The 22,567-nt window shown below is 50.7% G+C and carries 19 protein-coding genes; 6 read left to right on the top strand and 13 right to left on the bottom strand.

Going from position 1 to position 22,567, the window contains the following annotated elements; all coding sequences use genetic code 11:
- Nucleotides 1-284 precede the first annotated feature (284 nt).
- The gene (locus tag ABD892_RS19095) at nucleotides 285-1,550 is read left to right on the top strand and encodes an aromatic amino acid transport family protein (RefSeq protein WP_345197642.1); all 1,266 of its coding nucleotides are present in this window, start codon (nucleotides 285-287) and stop codon (nucleotides 1,548-1,550) included.
- 108 nt (nucleotides 1,551-1,658) lie between these two features.
- On the opposite strand, the gene ABD892_RS19090 is transcribed toward ABD892_RS19095, so the two are convergent.
- Nucleotides 1,659-2,930 (bottom strand): inorganic phosphate transporter, encoded by a 1,272-nt coding sequence (locus ABD892_RS19090; protein WP_345197641.1) that lies wholly within the window; start codon nucleotides 2,928-2,930, stop codon nucleotides 1,659-1,661.
- A 33-nt stretch (nucleotides 2,931-2,963) separates the two neighbouring features.
- On the bottom strand, nucleotides 2,964-3,644 hold the full coding sequence (locus ABD892_RS19085) for a TIGR00153 family protein (RefSeq protein WP_345197640.1): 681 nt from the start codon (nucleotides 3,642-3,644) through the stop codon (nucleotides 2,964-2,966).
- 168 nt (nucleotides 3,645-3,812) lie between these two features.
- Between ABD892_RS19085 and ABD892_RS19080 the strand changes: the two genes are divergently transcribed.
- The 4 genes from ABD892_RS19080 (at nucleotide 3,813) to ABD892_RS19065 (ending at nucleotide 10,400) form a co-directional block, all read left to right on the top strand.
- Complete coding sequence (locus ABD892_RS19080) at nucleotides 3,813-4,439, top strand: CYTH domain-containing protein (protein ID WP_345197639.1); 627 nt, start codon at nucleotides 3,813-3,815, stop codon at nucleotides 4,437-4,439.
- Nucleotides 4,440-4,571: 132 nt separating this feature from the next.
- Nucleotides 4,572-5,207 carry an SPOR domain-containing protein gene (locus ABD892_RS19075; RefSeq protein WP_345197638.1) on the top strand — a complete coding sequence of 212 codons (636 nt, stop codon included), beginning with the start codon at nucleotides 4,572-4,574 and terminating at the stop codon, nucleotides 5,205-5,207.
- 210 nt (nucleotides 5,208-5,417) lie between these two features.
- A complete protein-coding gene (gene tfpB / locus ABD892_RS19070) occupies nucleotides 5,418-7,223 on the top strand; it encodes a type IV pilus assembly ATPase TfpB (protein ID WP_425559310.1) in 1,806 nt (601 codons plus the stop codon).
- 183 nt (nucleotides 7,224-7,406) lie between these two features.
- Complete coding sequence (locus tag ABD892_RS19065) at nucleotides 7,407-10,400, top strand: hypothetical protein (RefSeq protein ID WP_345197636.1); 2,994 nt, start codon at nucleotides 7,407-7,409, stop codon at nucleotides 10,398-10,400.
- Nucleotides 10,401-10,634: 234 nt separating this feature from the next.
- Here ABD892_RS19065 and ABD892_RS19060 read toward each other — a convergent pair whose 3' ends face one another.
- The 9 genes from ABD892_RS19060 to ABD892_RS19020 form a co-directional block, all read right to left on the bottom strand.
- The gene (locus tag ABD892_RS19060) at nucleotides 10,635-11,639 is read right to left on the bottom strand and encodes a BPSS1780 family membrane protein (protein WP_345197635.1); all 1,005 of its coding nucleotides are present in this window, start codon (nucleotides 11,637-11,639) and stop codon (nucleotides 10,635-10,637) included.
- A 319-nt stretch (nucleotides 11,640-11,958) separates the two neighbouring features.
- The gene (locus ABD892_RS19055; RefSeq protein ID WP_345197633.1) at nucleotides 11,959-12,699 is read right to left on the bottom strand and encodes an amino acid ABC transporter ATP-binding protein; all 741 of its coding nucleotides are present in this window, start codon (nucleotides 12,697-12,699) and stop codon (nucleotides 11,959-11,961) included.
- Nucleotides 12,699-13,367, bottom strand: a complete 669-nt coding sequence (locus ABD892_RS19050; protein WP_345197632.1) for an amino acid ABC transporter permease — start codon at nucleotides 13,365-13,367, stop codon at nucleotides 12,699-12,701. The genes ABD892_RS19055 and ABD892_RS19050 overlap by 1 nt, the downstream gene beginning before the upstream one ends.
- Nucleotides 13,368-13,391: 24 nt before the next feature.
- Nucleotides 13,392-14,222, bottom strand: coding sequence for an amino acid ABC transporter substrate-binding protein (locus ABD892_RS19045; protein ID WP_345197631.1), 831 nt, complete (start codon nucleotides 14,220-14,222; stop codon nucleotides 13,392-13,394).
- A 259-nt stretch (nucleotides 14,223-14,481) separates the two neighbouring features.
- Entirely contained in the window at nucleotides 14,482-15,183 is a 702-nt protein-coding gene (locus tag ABD892_RS19040; RefSeq protein ID WP_345197630.1) for an ABC transporter ATP-binding protein, read from the bottom strand.
- On the bottom strand, nucleotides 15,183-15,953 hold the full coding sequence (livG, locus tag ABD892_RS19035; protein WP_345197629.1) for a high-affinity branched-chain amino acid ABC transporter ATP-binding protein LivG: 771 nt from the start codon (nucleotides 15,951-15,953) through the stop codon (nucleotides 15,183-15,185). Before livG ends, ABD892_RS19040 begins: the two co-directional genes overlap by 1 nt.
- A gap of 12 nt (nucleotides 15,954-15,965) precedes the next feature.
- Nucleotides 15,966-17,288, bottom strand: a complete 1,323-nt coding sequence (locus tag ABD892_RS19030; RefSeq protein ID WP_345197628.1) for a high-affinity branched-chain amino acid ABC transporter permease LivM — start codon at nucleotides 17,286-17,288, stop codon at nucleotides 15,966-15,968.
- Nucleotides 17,285-18,211 (bottom strand): high-affinity branched-chain amino acid ABC transporter permease LivH, encoded by a 927-nt coding sequence (gene livH / locus ABD892_RS19025; protein WP_345197627.1) that lies wholly within the window; start codon nucleotides 18,209-18,211, stop codon nucleotides 17,285-17,287. Before livH ends, ABD892_RS19030 begins: the two co-directional genes overlap by 4 nt.
- A 125-nt stretch (nucleotides 18,212-18,336) precedes the next feature.
- Complete coding sequence (locus ABD892_RS19020; protein WP_345197626.1) at nucleotides 18,337-19,458, bottom strand: branched-chain amino acid ABC transporter substrate-binding protein; 1,122 nt, start codon at nucleotides 19,456-19,458, stop codon at nucleotides 18,337-18,339.
- Between the two features lie 415 nt (nucleotides 19,459-19,873).
- On the opposite strand from ABD892_RS19020, the gene ABD892_RS19015 reads away from it, so the two are divergent.
- Nucleotides 19,874-20,527, top strand: a complete 654-nt coding sequence (locus ABD892_RS19015; RefSeq protein WP_345197625.1) for a hypothetical protein — start codon at nucleotides 19,874-19,876, stop codon at nucleotides 20,525-20,527.
- A gap of 151 nt (nucleotides 20,528-20,678) precedes the next feature.
- Here the strand turns inward: ABD892_RS19015 and rpiA are convergent, their stop codons facing one another.
- Together rpiA and ABD892_RS19005 are read right to left on the bottom strand one after the other, a co-directional pair.
- Entirely contained in the window at nucleotides 20,679-21,353 is a 675-nt protein-coding gene (gene rpiA / locus ABD892_RS19010) for a ribose-5-phosphate isomerase RpiA (RefSeq protein ID WP_345197624.1), read from the bottom strand.
- Nucleotides 21,354-21,424: 71 nt separating this feature from the next.
- Nucleotides 21,425-22,357, bottom strand: coding sequence for a 2OG-Fe(II) oxygenase family protein (locus ABD892_RS19005; protein WP_345197623.1), 933 nt, complete (start codon nucleotides 22,355-22,357; stop codon nucleotides 21,425-21,427).
- Nucleotides 22,358-22,567: the final 210 nt, after the last annotated feature.

The raw sequence follows: 22,567 nt of genomic DNA, 5'->3' as shown, positions 1-22,567 counted from the left end.
CCTGAGAATGGCTTTCAGGAAACAAATCATCTCTTGTTGGTAAATATCCTTATACCGGCGATTATGACGGCTGTGTAGGGTGACGGCGTGAGCTGATGTCACTTTATTCTTTGAATAACAAACTGTCAGTACGTCGCAAGAAATCGCTTTTCCTGCCATGTGATGACGGGACACGACAGTCTCGCCTTCCTTTTAATTGTTAACTACATCAAAACCACTGTTCCGGGCTGACAGGTATTCCGGATGTATCGGGCTGTCTGCCATAAGGTTATGGATAATTCAGAATGACGGAAACTCTGACCACTGCAAATCCAACATTTTCCCGCAGGAAACCCGGCGTGCTGGGCGGCGCACTGATCGTGGCTGGCAGCACCGTGGGAGCAGGTATGTTTTCACTGCCTGTTGTTACCAGCGGCATGTGGTTTGGCTGGTCATTGTTACTGTTGCTTGGTGTCTGGTTCTGCATGTACAGCGGAGGAATGTACCTGCTGGAAACCAATCTCTGTTACCGGCCATCCGACAGCTTCGATACACTGGCGGGAGACACCCTGGGGCGTACCGGACGGATTTTGAACGGGTTATCCGTCGCGTTTGTTCTGTATATTCTGACCTATGCCTATGTGTCAGGCGGCAGCTCCGTGGTCAGTCATAGTCTGGGCATGCTGACGGGTATTGAGTTAAATGCCAGTTTCTCAGCATTGCTGTTTGCGACCGTTCTGGGGGTATTTGTAGTAGCAGGTGCCGGGGCAGTGGACCGCATTACCACGATCATGCTGGGTGGTATGGCGCTGACGTTTCTGGGATTTTGCCACGGACTGCTCAGCTCGGCAGACAGCCAGACACTGTTCCCGGGTTTGCCGATGACAGAGACGATGCCTTACATCGCGGGGGCGATTCCGTTTCTGATGGTGAGTTTCGGTTTTCAAAACTGTATTCCCAGTCTGGTGAAATATTTCGGTAAGGAACCGGTTGCGCTGCGCCGTGCCGCGATTATCGGCACCCTCATTACCCTGATGTTTTACCTGGTATGGCAGGTTAGCGTTCTGGGTAACCTGGAGCGTGATGCTTTTCCTGCGGTACTGGCTGCGGGAGGCAACATTGGACATTTAATCGGCGCACTGGAGCAGAGTGGTGTCAGCCTGGGCTTATCCCTGCTGTTGCAGTTGTTCTCTCATCTGGCTGTAGCGACATCTTTTATTGGTGTGGCGCTGGGCCTGTTTGACTATATTGCTGATCTGTTCGGTTTTGCCAATGATTTACGGGGACGCCTGATTACCGGGCTTATGACCCTGGCGCCGCCGACGGTGCTTGCCATTGTGGCACCTAATGGTTTTCTTGCGGCGATCGGTTATGCGGGTATTTGTGCGACTGTTTTTGCCTTGATTGTTCCGGTCCTGATGGCTGCGGTTTGTCGTTCCCGGGGCATGAATGGCGGTTACCGGGTGCCGGGCGGAACGCCTCGTATGGTGCTGGTTCTGCTTTTTGCGCTGGTGGTATTGGTCTGCCAGTTAATGAATATGGCAGGGTGGTTGCCTGCGTTTGGCAGCTAAGCCTACAAGACGTGTTATTGCCTGGGATGATAAGCAAACGACATTCGTGGCAATAAAAGAAAAACGGCTTTCTTCAGTGGTGAAGAAAGCCGTTTTTTATTATGCGCTTTAACTGAATATGGCCTGGATGATGTAGAAGAACAGAATTGCCAGCAGTGCGCCGGCTGGCAGGGTGACAATCCAGGACATGAAGATGGTGCTGATGACCCGGAGGTTCAGCGCACCAATTCCCCTGGCAAGACCAACGCCCAGAACCGCACCGACCAGGGTGTGAGTGGTGGAAATAGGCAGGCCGGTTCCCGACGCCAGTACGACGGTGCTGGCCGCCGACAACTCCGCCGCAAAGCCACGGCTGGGCGTTAGCTCGGTAATATGCTTGCCGATGGTGGCCATGACGCGGTAGCCATAGGTGGCCAGGCCTGTAACGATTCCGATACCACCCAGTAGCAGTATCCAGCCCGGCATGGCGGATTTGGCAACGATTTCTCCGCCCGACATGACGACACTGGCCACGGCCGCCAGCGGGCCGACCGCGTTAGCCACGTCATTGGAGCCATGAGCAAAGGCCATGGAGCAGGCCGTAAATATCATCATGACACCAAAGACTTTTTCAACACTGGAGAAATGGAAGGCTTTGTCGGCGTTGTGGTCTTCCTTAATCCGGCTGATGGCCATCTTACCAACGATCATGACCACCAGGCCGATAATGACCGATACCATGAAGCTTTCCAAATCCGTCAGTTCCAGACCGATATGCTTCAGGCCCTTGGTAAAGGTCACCATGGCCATCATGAAGCCGACCAGGAACATATAAATGGGGACGTAGCGCTTGGCATTCCGGAAGGGATTATCCGTATCCAGAATCAACTTCTGGATACTGGTGAACACCATAAAGGCCAGTGCTCCCGATAACACCGGTGAAACGACCCAGCTGGCGACAATGGAGCTGACTTTGCCCCAGTTGACGGCATCCATCGATATACCGACTGCGGCAAAGCCGACAATGGCGCCCACAATCGAGTGTGTGGTGGAGACTGGCCAGCCAAAGTGCGTGGCGACCAGCAGCCAGGTGCCAGCCGCCAGTAGCGCAGCAAGCATGCCGTACACCAATAGTTCAGGGTTGGACACCAGCTCCGGCATGGTGGGGTCAATAATCCCCTTCCGGATGGTTGCGGTGACGGAACCGCCAGCCAGATAGGCGCCGGCAAACTCCAGTACGATGGCGATAAAAATAGCCTGTTTGACCGTCAGCGCCTTGGAACCAACGGATGTGCCCATGGCGTTAGCCACATCATTGGCGCCGACGCCCCAGGCCATGAAAAAGCCAAATACACAGGCCATGATCAGCAGGATCGTGCCGTATTCTGCAATGATTGACATACTGCGTTTCCAGAAAGTAGCTGAGCAGGGAAGTTATTTGGCCAGTAGCAGCTGCAGGTAGCTGCCCACCCGTGAGGCGCGATCCGCCAGATCGCCCACCCAGTCGATGATCTTGTACATGAACATGACATCCACCGGTGGCAGTGATTTTTCCAGTGCGAACAGCACCCGGCGAATCTGAACCTGCAGATCGTCGGTCTCGCTTTCCAGGTTGTCCAGTTCTTCGATCATCTCCTCGACCATATCGGCTTCCCGCCCCCGGAAGCCGGTTTCAAGTAGCTCGTCGAGTTCATTCATCGCCTTGAGAGCCTGGGCGGAGGTCTGGATCGACCGGTTCAGGTAATGGCCCAGGGCTTCATGGAGTTCTTTCGGAAAACGCATCTGGCGACCCAATACCAGGCCGGCGATATCCTTGGCGCGGTTGGCGACCTTGTCCTGCACTGTCACGATTTCCAGCAGGTCCGTTCTGGGTACCGGGAGGAACAGGCTCTTGGGCAACGACAGGCGCACCTGTTTTTTTATCTGGTCAGCTTTTTCTTCCAGATCCACAATGCGCTGCTGATAATGCTCCGCCTGCTCCCAATCCTCACTGAGTGCGGCTTCAAAAAAAGGTTGCAGTTCGGAGGCGCACTCATGCACCAGGCTGATGTGTTTCTGAATTGGGCCGATGGGTGAGCGGCCAAATACGCTGGATAACAGGTTGCTTGGGGGCATGTGCCGGTTACCTGAGTCAATATGAAAGCCGGGTAGTATAACGCTCTTCGAAATAGGTGGAAATCTGTATAAAGTTAGCCTGTCTGACAGTTTGCATGATTTTATCTATGGAGTGAGCGCGCTAGAATAGACGGTTGCTATCCTGGGAATAGCCTGTCAGAAACGCGTATGTCCAAAGAAACCGAACTCAAGCTGCTGATTGCCCCTGAAGCGCACAGTCAATTGCTATCGGACTCACTGCTGAATGGTACTCCTTGTGCGGATCAGCGAACGTTCCAGCTGCAGAACACCTATTACGATACGCCCGACCAACGGCTTCACCAGGCCCGGGTGGCGCTCCGAATCCGCGAAAAACAGGGGCGCTTTATTCAGACTCTGAAGACCCGGGGGCAAAGCCAGAACGGGCTGAGCCAGCGAGGGGAATGGGAGTGGCCCTTGGAGACGGATCAGTTGGATACAACATTACTTAATGGGGTCTGGCCTGACACGTTGGCGGATATTGATCAGTCGGCGTTGAAGCCAGTCTTTACAACAGACTTCCAGCGTACGGCCTTCACGCTGAACTGGGCGGGTGAACATCGGGCCTGTGTTGAGCTGGCGCTGGATCTGGGAGAAATCCGGGCTGGGCGACAGCGTGAAGTCATCTCTGAGGTAGAGATTGAATTGATTTCCGGCTCCGAAGCCGCACTGCAGGAAATTGCTGGCCAGTTACGTCTTTCTGTATCTCTGGAACCTTCTGATGTCAGCAAGGCGGAGCGCGGTTACATGCTTATCAATCACCAAGCAGACGTCTAGTATTTAGCCATTGTTGTGTATTTTTCGATGCGTAGCACTCTGGTAGTACCAGTCAAGGATTGACTGCTAGTATGAAAGGTAGGGCACAGTGGATTAGGTGCCGGTTGGTAATGTCAGGAAACAGGCGCAGGGATGATGCACAAATATCGTGATGGAAGACGGGTACTGCTAGGGGTATTACTGGTTTTTTCGACCTCAGTGCTGGCTGAGGAGGGTTCGAAAAAAAGTCATACGGCTTATACCGCAGGCTGGGAGTGTCAGGCGTTCAGTGGAGGAGACTGGTTATGTCGCACCGATACGAGGAGCGGCTTTACTGTGCCACTGGATACGATCGCGACAATGCGGTCTTCCATTCCTAATACTCTAAGTGCGTTACAACAGTCGGCCTTATCGACAAAGCCTCCCCTGTTTTCTGAACAACGCACAGGCTCCTCTCGTTCCGTACTCTCCTTATCATCTGACGCTCGTCGTTTGATTGCCATGCTACAGCGTGAAGAAGCGTTCACGATCTTATGGTATGCAGGTTCTAATCGCGCGGAAGCTGACAGAATGCGGGATGCTATTGGTCGCGTCGATGACGCGATCTTGTTGGTGACAGATAGCCGTGAAGGTAAGGAATATGTGATTGTTTCAGGTTTGTTTTCCGATCAGGCATCAGCTCGCCGTGACCTCAGTAAGTTGTCCCAGGAAGGCCGTCTGGCTTTTCTGCATCCATCCCCCCTGCAAGTCGGTGTTTTGAGCCGCCGCCCCCTTTCTTTACCTGACTGATCGGCCTGTCACGAATCACTGCCTGGATGTTAGTATGCAGACAACGCATTACGTGATGGCGACTGAATCATCGTGGGACAAAGAGCCATAACAGCACCCGCGAGCGCTACCCAATAATAAGCATTTGGAACTTCAATCATGGAAGCAGCAAACAAGATCCCTGCGCGAAAAGTGGTGAGCACGGACAAAGACGCGTCATTGAAGGCCACCATGAAAAAAGAGGTGGTATTGAGATCAGAGGATGAGTTACGAGACGGCCGGGAACTGGACCTGGCCACTATAGTGGCGCAACTCTGCACATCCGGATTACTGGATCAGGCTCAGAAACAGGATGTGCTGGATCGGCGTCGCAATGCAGAGCAGGCTCGATTGCACCCTGTGGAGTATCTTGCAGAGCTTGAGCTGGAGGATCAACGACATTCGGGCCAGACGCTGGATATGGATACCATGATGCGTTGGTTAGCTGTGCAGGCTGATCAGTCTTACTATCCGATTGACCCCTTGAAAATTGATCCTGCCGCGATCACGCCAGTGATGTCGGCAGCGTTTGCGCAGCGCCATCAGATTCTGGCTGTTGAGGTCAGTGATGACACGCTGGTGATTGCCAGTGCCCAGCCCTTCCATACCGCCTGGGAGGAAACGGTTCGCCATACCAACCGGAAAAAAATCCGACGGGTGGTCAGTAATCCCGCCGATATACGACGTTACTCTGCTGAGTTTTACAGCCTGGCTGACTCTGTTAGCCGGGCATCGAAAAATGGTCAGGGCAATGGCACCACGCCAGCTTCTTTTGAGCAATTGCTTGAACTGGGCAATATCCGCAACCCTGAAGCCAATGACCAGCATGTGATCAGGGTGGTGGACTGGCTGTTGCAATATGCGTTTGACCAGCGTGCCAGCGATATCCATATAGAACCACGCAAAGAACAGAGTAATATCCGGTTCAGGATCGATGGCATTTTGCATCAGGTTTATGACCTGCCTTCCGATATAGTGTCTGCGGTGACCAATCGTTTCAAGATTCTGGGTCGTATGGACGTGGCAGAAAAACGCAAGCCGCAGGATGGCCGGATCAAGACCAAGGGACGGGATGGCAGTGAAGTCGAATTGCGACTTTCTACCCTGCCAACGGTATTTGGCGAAAAGTTGGTCATGCGAATCTTTGATCCGGACGTGTTACTCAAGAGTTTCCGGTCGCTGGGTTTTTCCCGGGATGATGAAAAACGCTGGCATAAAATGGTGCGCCAGCCCAATGGCATTATCCTGGTGACAGGGCCTACCGGTTCGGGCAAGACAACAACGCTGTATTCAACGTTAAGAGAGTTGGCAACACCTGAAGTGAATGTCTGCACCATCGAAGACCCCATCGAAATGGTAGAACCCCGGTTTAACCAGATGCAGGTTCAGCATGGCATAGGGCTGAATTTTGCCAGTGGGGTGCGGGCATTATTACGGCAGGATCCGGATATCGTCATGGTGGGTGAGATCCGTGACCTGGAAACCGCAGAAATGGCGATCCAGGCGGCGCTGACCGGGCACCTGGTCTTGTCCACCTTACACACCAATGATGCACCGTCTGCGATTACCCGGTTGTTGGAGCTGGGCGTTCCTGGATACCTGATTCGCTCGACGGTTCTGGGGGTGATGGCGCAGCGTCTGGTCAGAACACTGTGCCAGGATTGTAAGCAGACAGCCTCAGTGGACAGGCAAGGGTGGCGGGAGTTGACGCACCCATTTAAGGCGCCTGTTCCTGATAGCTGTAGTGTACCGGTGGGCTGTCTGAAATGCCGTAATACGGGTTACCGTGGCCGTGCAGGTTTGTATGAAATCATGCTGTTAAGTAATGGACTCAGCGAAAAGGTGGATGCTGGCTGCGATATTGATGCCATACGGCGGCAGGCAATTGTTGAGGGGATGCGAACCCTGAGAATCAGTGGTGCGCACAAGGTTGCCGCTGGTTTGACCACCATTGAAGAAATCATGCGTGTAACACCTGCCGGTGGCCGTTTTAGTTGAGAAGACTTTTTTCTATTAAATGGTTTTTCATTTCTTTTAGTAATGCCCTTTTCTATCTGAAAAGGGGGTATCAGTCATTTCCACACCTGCCTGTACGCCATTAGTCGTAGAGACCTATGTATAAAGGTCAGATTGTCTGTAAGGCGGTAGTCTTATGTGATCAATGATCGCAGGGAGTAGGGTATGGCGCAGCCGGGTTCACTGAACGTTCATCAAAATGCAGGAAATGTAGGTGTTGATAGAAGGCCATCACAGGAGGCTAGGGAACTTGCCCTTTGGCACAGGGTACTGAGAGTTGTAGTGCCAGTATTATCCGTCACCAGTATGCTGGTGGGGGGGCTTGTATGTATTGCCATGCCAATCATTGGTGGTGTTGTTGCTGGTCTTGGTGTTGTAAGCCTTGGCTGCTATGTTGTTGGAAAATGTATTTATGATCGTCTGATACGTGCAGTTCCGCCTACGCAAACCCTCCATGGCGTACGACCCGCTGCCTCAGAAACGACTCTCCTGTTAGCTGACACTGAATCAGTACATTGTGAGGATACTGAGGAAGCAAGCGCTTTTTCCTTTGGCTCGGAGGGGGAATACACGCCTCTTAGATGGGGACAGCCTGAAGAGGATAGATCGGTTGATGATTACCAAAAATTGAATCCTGCCTACCTCCCTGTTTATCAAGGGGATGGCAACATTGTCATCGTAGAACCTGATAATCTGGCCAGAGAGTCACAACCTCACATCCCTTCTATTGATGCAGTACCTGGCTGTAGTCATTGGCAAGATGGTTTCCCTTTGGTGTTACAGGGGCCTGATGACTCTGGCGGTGATACCAATGAAAGCATGGGCGAGGTGTGGGAAGATATAGAGATATATGATTACGATTATGATTATGAACCTTTCACTAGCCTTGATAATTACAGACAAAGCTTGGTCAAACGGTCATATGATTCTCGACAGGATGAGGATGGGTATCTTAAACCTGTGACCTCGCGGCCAGATTTGGCAATGGATGAAGGTGAATACCTTGAGCCAGTCTCAAAAGGGCAGGGGGGAATAGCACCTGAGCGGTCTTTTGATAGCTTATCAACGCAGTATACAGATTATACATCAATCGATTTTGACCAATTAAGCCCTGAAGAATGTGTGAATAAAGCAGACTCCCTGCTGGGGATTGTTAATGCTTTAATCGAGGATATCCCAACCAAAATGGTGCCATTTGCAGATTATCAGAGAGCAGATGAATTGCTTGATGAGGTTACAGCTGAATTTGATCGCTTAAAAACAAGTTTTAGATCTACTGAAGATGACTTGGCTAAAAAGATGGTGGAAATAAAGAAGCATCTTAATGGGCTAAGATGCCATGTTCGTGATGCCAGGGGAAATGACTATCGTCACCATGAGAATTATGAAAAACTCATTAATCGGTTTTATGAGGTTGCAAAAATAACACTGAAAGATAATGAGGAAAATCTTAATAATCTTGAGGAAAAATATAAAGACTATAAAGAGCTTTCAGATATTGCAGGAAATGGATTTTTGCTTGATGCAACCGCTTATGTCATGCGATTTGAAGAGGTTGTGCAGAATCTTGTTAAAAATGCTGGCCTGAATGAAAAGTATGAAGAAGGATTAATTAGAAGACTATCAGATGATACTGTGGCCTTTACGGTTCAGCAGACCCTCCTGGATAAAAAGGGAGAGTGGAGAACCGTCGAACATGTTTACACACCTGCTCATCAGGTTCGTTTTCAATTGATGGATGAGGCAGAAGACGACCCAAAAGACGGCGTGGATCCCTTTGAAGAGAGCTATGAAAGAAAGGGATCACCGTCACTGTATCGAAATACCCAACATGCCGTTAGTATGTACCATTACAAAATGAAAATTGATGGTGACGTGGTAGAGCAATACACTCGCGTCGGTACACCCTATGCCTCTAAAGAGCTTACTGGTGAAAATGTTGAGCGTGTCACCCGAAAGCGACTGAGAGAGATTGTGGTCAACATACTTGTTAATGAAATGGCTGATGAATTGGATAAAGCTATCAAGGATGGCAGTTATGTTGTCAATCTCAAGGCGTGTTATTTAAATTTGATGAGTCCTGACAGAATCAGGGGAATGTTGGGGGCATTGCCTTTACCTAAAAAAGTAAAAGACGTGCTGGATGATGAAGCCAAGTGGGTTAAATACCTGGCTGATGAATACATAGGCCATCTCGATCAAATTCTGGATGGCGGAGAGATTACTGTTAAAACTGCAAAGGGTGAAATACATAGAGTCAAACTCAATCTGAATGCAGTTATGTTTATATTGCCTTGTAATCAGCTAGCGCTGAGTGGATTCTGGAGTTGTGTCGGTAAGACCTGGAAAATTGTCAAGCAAGTGAATCTTAGGGCATTGAATACGCTTAAGCAGAAAGGGGGGATTGTTGATGAGACGTACGAGGAAATCAAAAAGAAAGATCCTGGTAATGCTGATGCCTGGAAGAAAAAAATAGATAAAATGATTGATGAGCTATACAAGAAGATAGAAAAGGCAGGAAGTAAGGCCTCTATTGATGATATTGCACGGCTTCAAGAGGATATTGATGAGATTCTTGAAGAGCTGGGTATGCATAAATTTACCGGATGTAAGAGCAACAAGGATAGAACCAGTATCATGATGGCGAAAAAACAGGCATCTCATTTTGATCAGAGAATGTGTAAGAACTTCATGTTGCATGGCGGACATCTGCAGATACAAATTAATAATACAGGGGTGCCTGGAGGAAAGTATGACCGTTACATGCTGGAGGGGAATAAAGATATCTCTCATGCTGTCGCAAGGACGAAGAAAACACATCGAAAAAGTAAGAAACGGAAAGGGGTGCTCGCATTTAATGTTCGCAATCCGTTAAAAAAATACAATCCTAAAAAAATAACCTCTGGTAAGAAAGGGGGAGAACCTGAAAGTCATAATTCAATAGTTCCGCCAGTTCCGAAAAGACCCTCCGGCGGGCTTGTCCCGGGTGGTATGATTAGCGCTTTGCAGAACGATGGGGGCCTATCTAGTGATGATGGAGGTTCAGGCGTTGCTGAGCAGCCAGTATATGAAGATATTGATGAGTTAAGGTCTAAGCATGAAGCTGTGGTGAAACTCCCTGAAAAGAAAAAAGGAAGGTGGAGGCTGCGCCGGCGATAGTATGCTTTGAAAATAGAATGCAATGTTGAGGAGATATCCCTGTGGTATTTAGCTGAGACCAAGTTGCCTTTATTTGATGCTATTTATAAGGAGGTTATTAATAGCAAAAAGCTGGTTAACATCGATCCCAGTGAGAAGCAGAGGAAGCAGCTTTCCATGCTGCTGATATGATCTTTTTTCTGGCTCATTGCATGGCTACTCCTTTAAACCGTGCATTACCTGCCAATACTGGGATTATTGATTGACCACTATCTCACTGTAAGCCTGGTAAGTTGCCAATACCAGTAGTGGCATGACGACCAGCAGACCCAGCCCCAGTGGAAGCATACCAAGGATGAACAGCACGATGCTCAGAATAAGATAGAGAATCAGGGGTAAAATGTTTTTTATGCATCCCATGAAGCTCATTTTCAAGGCTTCAGGTATGGATAGATGGTTCACGGCAATAAGCATTGGTGCGAACAAGAAAGCAAAAGCGATCGCTATCATGGCGACGATCACTATACCGACGCCCAGCATATAGTTGTCACCGGCAATGGCAAATGCACCAAATGTGATACCTGTAGCAATAACTCCATAGAGGATATTCAGAATCCCGACAGGTAGCAGGTTAGGTTTGAGGTCGTCCATGACATCGGAAAAAGAGAGTGTCTCATTATGTGAAACACGATGAGCGCCCAAAGCCATGAAGGCGTATGTGATGCCTGAGAAAATGGAAGACAGGATAAAGCCTACTAAGGGGAAGAAATTAAGCATGAACGAGATAATACCAAACAGAAATGTGAATCCTACCCAGAACAAGGGGGCACTCTTGAACAAACCAAAGCCATTGGAGATCCAGGAAAACGGAGCCGTCACTGAACAGCTATCGAGCGCCAGGGGTCCTGACGCGTCCTCATCCCCGTCATCCTCATAAAAGACAACGGATGACTCGTCACCACCGTCCGTGTTGGAGGCGGAGCTGGCTCCACCTGCAGCCGCACCGGCGACGCGTTGCAAAGGTTGCCCCTCTTCATCAATGATCATCGCCTCCATCCCAATATCATGGAGTTTCTGACGATATTGCTCAGCTTCCGGAAGACTGAGACCTTTTCGAATAAGCACAGGAGCGGTCGCTGAAAAAATATTTTTCAGGACTTTTTTGTCTGACAGGTTGAATAGCGCACTGAAGTCCTTCTGGACCGTTTTTGCCTTGAAACCGGAGCGAAGTTTACCGGTGACGCAAACAGAGAACTCCATGTGCCTACCCCACATACTGCTTTATGGACTGCGATGGCAACAGATAAACGATTAGGGTTTGTTATGGTTATCTGTCGTTCCATTTCCTGTTGGTTCCCTATTAATTTTAGAAATTATCGTTTAGGGAAACGCTGCGAATCATGACATTTTTAAAGTAAAAATGACAGTCGTTATGTCAGTGTGTTTTATGGATATTGTAAAGCCCTGTCGGGTGCGAAGGCAGGCAAAAAGTGCCAGATTTTTGGCATCGATCACATTCTTCGGATGTGAAAAAGTGGGGGAGTCCTCCCCAGCTTTTTCAGTGCCGTTGCGGACACAATCAGTGCAATACCTGATTCAGGAACTGCCGTGTACGAGGATCTTTCGGGTTATCCAGCACCCGTGATGGGGGGCCGGATTCTATGATTCGGCCTTCATCAATGAATATCACCCTGTCTGCCACTTCACGGGCAAACGGTATTTCGTGGGTGACAATGATCATGCTCTGATTCTCAGCTGCAAGACGCTTCATCAGGTGTAGAATTTCTCCAACCCGCTCGGGATCCAGCGCAGAGGTGGGTTCATCAAACAGCAGTAGTTCAGGTTCAAGCGCCATGGCCCGGCCAATTCCGATGCGCTGCTGTTGGCCACCGGAGAGTGACGATGGCCAGGCATTCTGGAAATCTTCCATGCCGACCTGTTTCAGGATGGCCAGTCCTTTTTCCTGAGCAACTTCCTTTGAAAGCCCTTTAACCACTACCAGGGCTTCGGTGATGTTTTCCAGCGCTGTTTTGTTGCGAAACAGCGCGTAGTTTTGAAACACAAACGCTGTCTTACGACGCAGTGCCAGAGTTGCGGGTTTTGTGGGTTTGGTGGCATTGAATACGGCATTATCCAGTGTGATAACGCCTGCATCGGGTGTTTCCAGCAGGTTCAGGCAGCGCAGGAATGTTGATTTGCCACTGCCTGAAGGTCCCAGGATGACGACAATTTCACCCTGTTCCACCTGCAGGTCGATGCCTGCCAGAATCGCTTTGTCTGCAAAGGATTTTTGCAGGTGACTGACTTCCAGTAATGCCATCAGTACGCCTCATTCATCCGTTGTTCAGCCATTTTCTGGACTGCGGTAAACAGCAGCACCAGCAGCCAGTACACCAGGGCGAGCATCAGGTAGCTTTCAAAGAAGCGGAAGCTGGAGGCTGCTTCCATCTGGGCTTTTGCCATGATTTCTGCCACGCCCAAGGTGAAGGCGAGTGAGGTGCTTTTCAGCAGGTCTATGAACGTGTTCATCAATCCTGGAATGGCAATGCGGGCTGCCTGAGGCAGTACAATACGACGCATGCCCTGCAATGGCGTCATGCCGGTACTGAGTGCGGCTTCCAGCTGACTTTTATCAACGCTGAGAATCGCGGCCCGGATAATTTCTGCCATATAAGCGGAAAAGTGCAGGCTCAATCCGATCACTGCGGCCTGGAAGGCTGTCATGCCTTTCAGGGCAGGGAGCAGCTGGGGCAGACCGTAGTACAGAAGAAATAGCTGAACAAGCAGGGGCGTGCCCCGGAAGAAAGAAATAAACAGTTCGCAGAGCGCAGTCAGCCCCTTGGGGCGAAACGTCAGCACCAGTGCCAGCATCACGGCAATCGTGAGCGCTACGATCAGTGAGCTGGACGCCATCCACAGGGTGACATCCAGGTATTTCAGAATGATCGGGACAAGTCCCAGGGCGTAATCAAAATCAAAACTGCTCATGATACTGGCGCTGGTTTCCTCGGGTTATGACCGGTTGGTGATATCGCTGCCGAACCACTTGACGGAAATGTCGGCCAGGGTGCCGTCGGCGCGCATGCCGGCAATGGTTTCGTCCACCTTGCTACGCAGGGCCTCAGCTTCAGGGGTTTTCAGAAAAGGCATAGCATTTTCGATAGTTTCGAACGGGGTGCCAGCAGGTTTCAGCGGCAGGCCGGATTTCTTGATCAGTTCAGCAGCGGATAAACGATCCATGACGAAGGCATCAATTCTACCCAGTGCAACTTCCTGTTCAATACCCGTGTCGTAAGTGATGATATCGATAGCGGTTTCGTCACCGAACAGGTTCACGGCCTGTTTACGGATAATGGTTTCGTAGTTGGAACCCAGATTAACGGCAACTTTCTTGCCCTTGAGATCTTCAAGGCCGGCAATGGTGTTGTCATCGCTGTTGATGGTCAGCTGCGCGCCATCAATGACGTAGGGTTGCGTGAAACCATACTTTTCCAGTCGTGCATCGGTGATGGTGATCTGGTTGGAAATCGTATCAACTTTGCCGGTTTCAAGCATGCCGAACAGACCGGAGAAAGGTGCCGTAATGAATTCTACCGGCTTATCTATACGCTTGCCGATTGCATTCCAGACATCCACTTCGAAGCCCTGCAGTTGATCCTGGGAAACAAAGGTGAACGGGTAATAGCCACCGGACATCCCCACCCGGATAGGCGCACTGGCGTTGTCACTGGTCTCAGATGTCGCTGCCGCGGAGCTGTTAGTCTCCTGTGGATTGCAGCCTGCCAGCGCCAGAGAGAAAAGGGCTGCAAAACCGGCTGCCAAGAAGCGGTTACGCTTGTTCACTGTTTGTCACTCCAGTCTGTAATGTGAGGTCGTCGTTTGGTGACGTTGTTGTGAGGTGCGACTCTAAAACAGGGTGCCGCTAAAAGGGCAGTCGTTGACCGGGGTCGTTACTGCAGAAATCCGTTGTTTGTTGCTTTTATTGAAAGGTAATGCCATTTACCCATGATTCCGACCTTACCGGAAACAATTGATAATTAAAAATATTAATAAATTAAATAATAATTACTTTTTGTTATATTAAAAAAGAAGCCTGAGCGCGTTAAGCGCCCAGGTAAGCTCTCTGAACATCGTCGTTAATGAGCAGGTTATGGCCTGAGTCCTCCATTACGATCCGGCCATTTTCCAGTACATAACCCCGGTCTGCCAGTCGCAGTGCCTGGTTGGCATTCTGCTCCACCAGGAAGATAGTCATACCTTCATCACGTAATTTTTCAATGATCTCGAAAATCTGCTGGATAACAATCGGGGCAAGCCCCAGTGACGGTTCATCCAGGAATAGAAGACGGGGTTTACTCATCAGGGCACGGCCAATAGCCAGCATCTGCTGTTCACCACCGGACATGGTGCCGCCCCGCTGATGGTAGCGTTCTTTCAAGCGTGGAAAGAGTTCCAGTACATGTTCAAGTATGGCATCAAAGTCATCCTTCCCGGTAAAGAAACCACCCATATGCAGGTTTTCTTCAACGGTTAGCCGGGAAAATATACGGCGTCCCTCTGGCACTACGGCAATGTCACTGCGCATGATTTCAGCCGTGGTCTTCGCCGTAATCTCCTCGTCTTCAAAGAAGATACGCCCTTCGCTGGCTTTGGGATCACCGCAGATGGTCATCAGTAATGTGGTTTTACCGGCGCCATTGGCGCCGATCAGGGTGACGATTTCTCTACGGTTGACCTGAATCGATACATCATCCAGCGCCTGGATTTTGCCATAGCAGGTAGTGACATTCTCAACACGTAGCATCAGGCTTCTCCCAGGTAGGCTTTAATGACATCAGGATGGTTGCGCACTTCGTCCGGTGTGCCACTGGCCAGTGGGGCGCCTTGATTGATGACGTATATCCGGTCGGAAATACCCATCACAAGTTTCATGTCGTGTTCGATCAGCATCACGGAGACGTTGTGCTGATCCCGCAGCTCCATGATCAGATGATCAAGTTCCTCCGTTTCCCTGGGGTTCAGGCCGGCTGCCGGTTCATCCAGCATCAGCAGGCTGGGGTTGGTTACCATGCAGCGGGCGATTTCCAGACGGCGTTGCTGACCATATGCGAGATTCCCGGCATCGCGGTTGGCCAGGTCCAGCAGGTTGACCCGCTCAAGCCACCAGGCGGCTTTGTCCATCGCCTCTTGTTCTGCACGACGATAGTCTGGTGTTTTGAATAAGCCTGCCAGCAGACTGGTATTCAGATGCCGGTGTTGGGCAACCATCAGGTTTTCAATGGCTGTCATGTTGCGGAACAGGCGGACATGCTGAAATGTTCGCACGATGCCTTTGCGGGAAATCTTGAATCCCGGCAGTTGGTGAATGGCTTCACCATTAAAGTGAATGGTGCCGGCTGTTGGCTTGTAAAAGCCGGTCAGGCAGTTGAAAACCGTCGTTTTTCCTGCACCGTTTGGGCCGATGATGGAAACAATTTCCCCTTGATTGACGGACAGGGACACGCGGTCAACAGCCCGCAGACCACCAAATTGCATGGTCAGGTCTGAGGCTTTCAGCAAAGTGTGTTGTGCCATGACTCATACTCCTCAGACTGCGTCGGCGTGACCGGTTGTTTCCGGTGCGCTATCCGCTGATGATGTTTTACTGCGCTTCAGTGCGGTATGAGGTCGGCTCATTGGCAGCAGTCCCTGGGGGCGCCAGGCCATCATCAAAATCATCAGAAGACCAAACATCAGCATGCGGTACTCATTAAATTCACGGGCCAGTTCCGGCAGGATGGTCATCACAATGGCGGCCAGAATAATGCCGACCTGTGAGCCCATACCGCCCAGTACCACGATCGCAAGGATTATGGCGGACTCAATGAAAGTAAACGACTCTGGGCTTATGAATCCCTGGCGGGCCGCAAAAAATGTGCCGGCAAACCCTGCAAAGGCAGCACCAATGGTAAAGGCCGAGAGCTTTACGGCGGTTTTGTTCAGGCCAAGGGACTGACAGGCAATGTCATCTTCACGCAATGCTTCCCAGGCACGTCCTATAGGCATGCGCAGAAGCCGGTTGATCACCCAAACAGTGATCAAGACCAGCAGTAATGCCAACAAGTAAAGGAAGATAACCTTGTAACCGCTGCTGTAGTCGATACCAAAGAATTCATGGAAGGGAACGTTTCCTTCCTCCTTGGCGCGCCGACTGAACTCGAGACCGAACAGGGTGGGCTTCGGTATCTGGCTGATACCGTTCGGACCGCCGGTGATTGTCGTCCAGTTGTTCAGCAGTATCCGGATGATTTCACCAAAGCCCAGTGTCACGATGGCGAGGTAATCCCCCCGTAATCGCAGTACCGGGAAACCGAGTATAAACCCGAACAGTGCAGCCATGGCGCCGCCGATCAGCAGGCAGCTCCAGAAGTCCAGGCCAAAGTATTGATTCAGCAGGGCATAGCTATAGGCACCAACCGCGTAAAAGCCGACGTACCCAAGATCAAGCAGACCCGCAAGACCGACGACAATGTTCAACCCCAGTCCCAGCATGACGTAAATCAGTGTCAGGGTCGCCAGATCCACACTGCCTCTGGAGGCAAAGAAGGGCCAGATAATCAGTCCGGCCACCAGAAAACAGAACAATGTGCGTTTTACGTTGGTATGACCAGTGAGGTCGGGCTTCAAACGGCTGACGTCTGGCAGTTGTGAGCGAGCCCCCTGCCAAAGTCCGGCAATGGGAGCACGAAACAGTTGGAACAGGAATACGAAGACGGCGCCGGCAAGAATTGTATTGATCACTGTATCGGGAGCACCGATGACTCTGAGTACAGTGCCCTCCTGCTCTAACCGAAGACCTACCATGAAGCTGGTCAGCAGTAACAGAACGCCGGAGGCGATCAAGGCATTGAAAAAACTGGTTCGGTTCATACCTTTTCTACCTCCGGCTTGCCGAGAATCCCGGTGGGACGGAATAACAGGATTAATATCAGCAGGCTGAATGCGACAACATCCTTGTATTCAGACGAAAAGTATCCTGCGGTATACGCTTCGGTAAGGCCCAGGATCAGGCCGCCCAGCATGGCACCAGGGATACTGCCGATACCTCCCAGTACCGCAGCTGTGAAGGCTTTGAGCCCGGCAAGGAAGCCGATATAAGGATTAATGACGCCGTAGTAGAGACCAAGGAGAACACCGGCAACAGCGGCAAGGGCGGCTCCGATAGTGAACGTCAGTGCGATAATGGTGTTGGTGTTGATGCCCAGCAGGTTTGCCATGCCCAGGTCTTCGGCACAGGCGCGGCAGGCGCGGCCGAGTCGGGAGCGTGAGATGAAAAAGGTCAGGGCCGCCATGGAGAACAGGGTGACCAGGAATATCACCAGCTGCATCCAGGACAGGGTGGCGTGAAAGCCGTCTTCCGGGCCGATGATCCAGCCGCCTGTGATCAGGCTGGGCATGGCAATGTCCCTTGATCCCTGCGCCAGCCGGACGTAGTTCTGCAGAAAAATGGACATGCCGATGGCGGAAATTAAAGGAATCAGACGATTGGTGCCGCGTAGTGGCCGGTAAGCGACACGTTCAATGGAAAAGCCATAAATACTGGTGATGACAATACTGATGAAAAAGGCGGCGACCAGCAACAACGTGACGCTGTCGATACCCAACATGGTAAGAATGGCCAGAACGATAAACGCCACGTAACTACCAATCATATAGACTTCGCCGTGGGCAAAATTGATCATTCCGATAATGCCGTAAACCATCGTGTAGCCGATGGCGATGAGTGCGTAGGCGCTGCCGAGCGTCAGGCCGTTCAGCGTCTGTTGCAGGAAATAGTAGGCTGCTTCAGGCATAAGTACTGCTTATTCTTGTGGATAGCGGGTTGAAGCATCCGGAACGCCTTTTGTGCATGCCGGATGCTGCGCCTGGGGGGCTTCAACGCCAGGGAAGAAGCCCGCTCAAGGTGTTTGAGAGTCCGTTATTCTGTGACTGCAGTCTTGGTGCCGTCGGCATGCCAGCTGTAGACGACAAAGTTGAAGTCTTGCAGGTCGCCTTTGTCATCGAAGCTGAGGGTGCCGGTAGGTGTGTTGAAGCTGTTGGCCCGCAGGGCTTCAGCAACGGCTTCCGGTGATTCGCTGCCAGCCAGTTTCATGCCGTCAACCATGACCTGCACCGCCGCATAGGCAGGGAATACGAAGGGACCGCTGGGGTCTTCATTCTTGGCGCTGATAAAGTCGACCAGGGCCTTGTTCTTGGGATCCTGGTCAAAGCTCTTCGGCAGAGTCACGAGCAGACCTTCAGAAGCTTCACCGGCAATGCCGGAGATGTCCTTGTTACCGACACCTTCGGGACCCATGAATTGTGCCTGGAGACCTTTTTCAGCACTCTGACGCAGTATCAGTCCCAGCTCCGGGTGGTAACCGCCGTAGTAGACGAAATCAACATCTTCTTTTTTGAGCTTGGCGACCAGGGCTGAGAAGTCCTTGTCACCGGGCGTGACACCTTCGAACATGACAACGTTGATACCGGCGGCTTTCAGGTTATCGCGAACAGAGGTTGCCAAGCCTTCACCGTACTGCTGCTTGTCATGGATCACCGCAACGCGCTCAGGCTTGATGCTATTGGTGATGTATCGGGCAGCAGTCGGACCCTGCATGCTGTCCAGTCCGATGGTACGGAAGATCATCTGGTAACCGCGTGTGGTAATGTCCGGGCTGGTGGATGCCGCGGTAATCATCAGGATGCCTTCATCTTCATAGATATCAGACGCTGGCTGTGTAGAAGACGAGCAGAGATGTCCTACGACAAAACGGATGTCATCGTTCACAATCTTGTTTGCGACTGCAACAGCCTGTTTCGGATCACAGGCATCATCATAAACGACACCTTCGAGCATCTTGCCGTTAATGCCACCGGCCAGGTTAATCTGTTCAATCGCTGCCTTGGCGCCGGTGAACTGCATGTCACCATATTGTGCTACAGGGCCTGTAACAGGGCCGGCCAGACCAATTTTCAGAGTTTCTGTGGCCTGTGCTGCAGAACAGGTCAGGGCGATCGCCGCCGTCAGGCCGGCGAGTTTTCGGGTTATGCTCTGTTTCATTGTTATGCCCGTTATTGTTGTACTTTATCGTTTGTGTTGTTGTGGTGTGCACGATCCCGGTGCGTCGGTGTTCTGTATACAGGAAAATTGGCTGAAATGACAGTATTTGTACGTAATTTGGGTCGGTTGTCTGAGCCGTTTCATGCCGCGTGTAGCGTTGTGCTTTCTGTTGTTTAGTGTTGATTTTTATACGCGAAAAAGTTTGATGCTGGTAACGAGGGTCATGCGGCATGAAGGGTTAAACGATACGTTCCACAAACAGGGACTGAAAAAATTAAAGGTCTGGCCCGGACTCTATAAAGGCTTTTTTCTTGGGAGCCTTTCAATCGATGTATCTATACTTATTGTCCAATAATTTTCCATGTATTCACTTAAACTAAAGTAATAATACGAAAGGTGGATCGGAGGTATATCTATGCCGTATTGGTCTAAACTCCCATGCAATTATCATAGTCTTACCCCGCTTTGTGATGGTCCAACGTTCGCGCTAAAAAGTGGTGATATTGGGTTTTATGTCGAACTTTCTGATGATGGCAGCTTTAAATTTGAACACACCGTAATCATTGGGCGCAGTAACAACTGGTTAGTTCACTCCAACAAAGTAAGGGGCGTGTACACAAGTAACCTGAATAAATTCAGGAAAGCCGTGTTTTTTCGTTTCAATGGTATGTCTGGGGTTGCCGAGGGGGCTTCGGCGCTAGCGCATCATTGGTCTCGTGGACATTATCATTCGGGTGATAGTGCTTTCGAAGAAACGACACATCAGGTAGTGGGATTTTCAAGTGCCCACTGGAAAGGGTTTCGTGCAGCCAATGCTGCCTTGGGCATGTCTGCTTTTGGGCCTGGAGCCAGAGCCCGTTTAGCGAAGTATCGAAAGCGAGAGAATATTGCGCCTAAGAATACGATCTGTTCGGAAATGGTCATTCTTGCTTACCAACTCATCGTAGGCATTGAGGAGGAGTGTTACGGTTTTATCAATCTTGATGCGAAGCATACTCTTCCTGCAACGCTCGCGTTATATCTTAATAACAACCCTTATTGGAGCCTGATTGGCCGTGGTGGCAGGTAGGCATTATTCCATCCTATCTCTTGTCTATGAGCTGGATTCTACTTGTTACCATGCTATACGGTTTGGCAACAATATTAAGCTAGGTTCACGCCTCAGTATTAACAGGTTTAGCCTGCCTGAGACGGGAACCCTTGGGATATCGTTGGATATTTTATTCAGTTGTAAGAGTTTTTACGCCGCCAACCGTTCCCAGTAACAAAGCGTTGGCTGGACGCATGGCAAACAGGCCATTGGTCACCACGCCTGTAATCTGGTTGATGGCTTGCTCCATCTCGACTGGATTAAGAATGTTCATATTCCAGACATCCAGAATGATATTGCCGTTATCCGTGACAACCCCTTCCCGGTAAACCGGGTCGCCACCCAGTTTCACCAGTTCCCGGCCGACGTGGCTGCGGGCCATGGGGATGACTTCCACAGGTAGGGGGAAGGCGCCCAGCACATCAACCAGCTTGCTTTCATCAGCGATGCAGATGAATTCTTTCGCAACCGCCGCCACAATCTTTTCCCGGGTCAGCGCTGCGCCGCCACCCTTGATCAGGTGCAGGTGCTCATTGGCTTCGTCAGCGCCGTCGATATAAAACCGGAGTTCGCTGACCGTGTTCAGGTCATAAACGGGGATTCCATGAGACTTTAGACGCTCGGCAGAGGCTTCTGAACTGGCAACGGCACCATCAAAGCGGTATTTCACCTCGGCCAGCGCATCAATAAAACAGTTGGCCGTGGAGCCTGTGCCAATGCCGAGAATCATGTCGCTCTCAAGGTGGGGCAGAATATGGTCCAGCGCCGCGCGGGCGACGGCCTGCTTGAGTTCGTCCTGGTTCATGACAGTTCCTGTGGTCGGGAGAATTTGAGCGGATTATAGGGGATACGCTGCGGTCTGTCCCGACCTGTCAATCAGGAGGGTGGTTGGCGATAGCTGTCTTTATAAGCCTGGTTGAGACGCTCTGTCAGGTGCTCGCCTGCTGTCGTCGGCGGGTATAGCGGAGATTCATCAGGAAAAAGGTCGCGTGAATCAATGACTGTGTCTTGGGCTGGGCCGCAGAAATAGACCATGGAATAACGTTCAGGCCAGATGTCTGCAGCAGGATTTGCCACAACCCGATGTGGGGTTGCGATTAAGCGGTGATTACTCCAGCGTGCCAGCAGGTCATCCACATGCACCAGCAGGGTCTCTGGTTGGGTTGGAACCGGCAGCCATTGACCGGAAGGGGAGCGAACCTGAAAGCCCGGTGTATTATCCATGGGTATTAGCAGGGACAGGGTGTCATAATCCGTGTGCTCGGATAAACGTATATTGCCACTGCGTTCTGAAGGTTTCAGTGGAGGGTAATGATTCAGTCTGAGCGTACTGTTATTCCTTTCGGGTAAGTGGAGGTTGACGAGAAATCCGGGAGTAATTGCGAGTGCCTGCTCGAACAGGGAGAGAATGGTCAGGCTGGCTTCCTCGGCCAGTTGGCGAAAATAAGTCATCTCCGATTTGATTCCTGACTGTATAAGCGCTGGTGGCCAGTTTTGTGTGTCGTGGCCGGTTATGGCAAATGATTCCTTGAAATCAGCGCCGGCAGCATCATCACCGTCGAAATAACGCTCTGCACCCATTCGCTCATAACCACGTTCAGAACCTTTTGGCCCAAACCGAAACGTGTTTTTCTCATGTTCAGAGAAATCATTAAAAAATGTACGTGCCAGAGTGAGCAGTTGCTTTTGGTTGTCATGAGTAGCAATAGAGAGCCCCGAAAAATAGGCAATGCCATTGGTTGTGTATGCATCGATCAGTTTTTGGGCAGCATCCGAAGTGTTTACGTCTATTTTGGTGATGGTATTCATCGCACTTATTGAAGGAGTGGAAACGGTGTAACCAAAATAGATGTTAACCTTGTTTTGTCATCCGTTTCTCTATGTCATGAGCTTCACAGTATTATTCTCAATCAATTTCTCTAGGACTTTGATCTTGCTGTAAACATCCCTTTTTTAGTGGCACCCTAAATTAGAGTTTTCCGACAGCTCGGATTTAGCCAGGTATTCCCATGGCGTCAA

Origin of the sequence: Kistimonas scapharcae, assembly GCF_039540975.1 — a bacterium.
GTDB lineage: Bacteria > Pseudomonadota > Gammaproteobacteria > Pseudomonadales > Endozoicomonadaceae > Kistimonas > Kistimonas scapharcae.
The sequence above is the reverse complement of the archived record's forward strand: the minus strand, read 5'-3'. Positions and strand labels throughout refer to the sequence as shown.

Bases quoted from the DNA above. Each gene is read 5' to 3' on its own strand.
- ABD892_RS19065 (WP_345197636.1), top strand. From the start codon at position 7,407: ATGGCGCAGCCGGGTTCACTGAACGTTCATCAAAATGCAGGAAATGTA.
- ABD892_RS19090 (WP_345197641.1), bottom strand. From the start codon at position 2,930: ATGTCAATCATTGCAGAATACGGCACGATCCTGCTGATCATGGCCTGT.
- ABD892_RS19050 (WP_345197632.1), bottom strand. From the start codon at position 13,367: ATGAGCAGTTTTGATTTTGATTACGCCCTGGGACTTGTCCCGATCATT.
- ABD892_RS19040 (WP_345197630.1), bottom strand. From the start codon at position 15,183: ATGCTACGTGTTGAGAATGTCACTACCTGCTATGGCAAAATCCAGGCG.
- ABD892_RS19095 (WP_345197642.1), top strand. From the start codon at position 285: ATGACGGAAACTCTGACCACTGCAAATCCAACATTTTCCCGCAGGAAA.
- ABD892_RS19005 (WP_345197623.1), bottom strand. From the start codon at position 22,357: ATGAATACCATCACCAAAATAGACGTAAACACTTCGGATGCTGCCCAA.
- rpiA (WP_345197624.1), bottom strand. From the start codon at position 21,353: ATGAACCAGGACGAACTCAAGCAGGCCGTCGCCCGCGCGGCGCTGGAC.
- livG (WP_345197629.1), bottom strand. From the start codon at position 15,953: ATGGCACAACACACTTTGCTGAAAGCCTCAGACCTGACCATGCAATTT.
- ABD892_RS19055 (WP_345197633.1), bottom strand. From the start codon at position 12,699: ATGGCATTACTGGAAGTCAGTCACCTGCAAAAATCCTTTGCAGACAAA.
- ABD892_RS19080 (WP_345197639.1), top strand. From the start codon at position 3,813: ATGTCCAAAGAAACCGAACTCAAGCTGCTGATTGCCCCTGAAGCGCAC.
- ABD892_RS19015 (WP_345197625.1), top strand. From the start codon at position 19,874: ATGCCGTATTGGTCTAAACTCCCATGCAATTATCATAGTCTTACCCCG.
- ABD892_RS19020 (WP_345197626.1), bottom strand. From the start codon at position 19,458: ATGAAACAGAGCATAACCCGAAAACTCGCCGGCCTGACGGCGGCGATC.
- ABD892_RS19060 (WP_345197635.1), bottom strand. From the start codon at position 11,639: ATGGAGTTCTCTGTTTGCGTCACCGGTAAACTTCGCTCCGGTTTCAAG.
- livH (WP_345197627.1), bottom strand. From the start codon at position 18,211: ATGCCTGAAGCAGCCTACTATTTCCTGCAACAGACGCTGAACGGCCTG.
- ABD892_RS19075 (WP_345197638.1), top strand. From the start codon at position 4,572: ATGATGCACAAATATCGTGATGGAAGACGGGTACTGCTAGGGGTATTA.
- ABD892_RS19085 (WP_345197640.1), bottom strand. From the start codon at position 3,644: ATGCCCCCAAGCAACCTGTTATCCAGCGTATTTGGCCGCTCACCCATC.
- tfpB (WP_425559310.1), top strand. From the start codon at position 5,418: ATGAAAAAAGAGGTGGTATTGAGATCAGAGGATGAGTTACGAGACGGC.
- ABD892_RS19030 (WP_345197628.1), bottom strand. From the start codon at position 17,288: ATGAACCGAACCAGTTTTTTCAATGCCTTGATCGCCTCCGGCGTTCTG.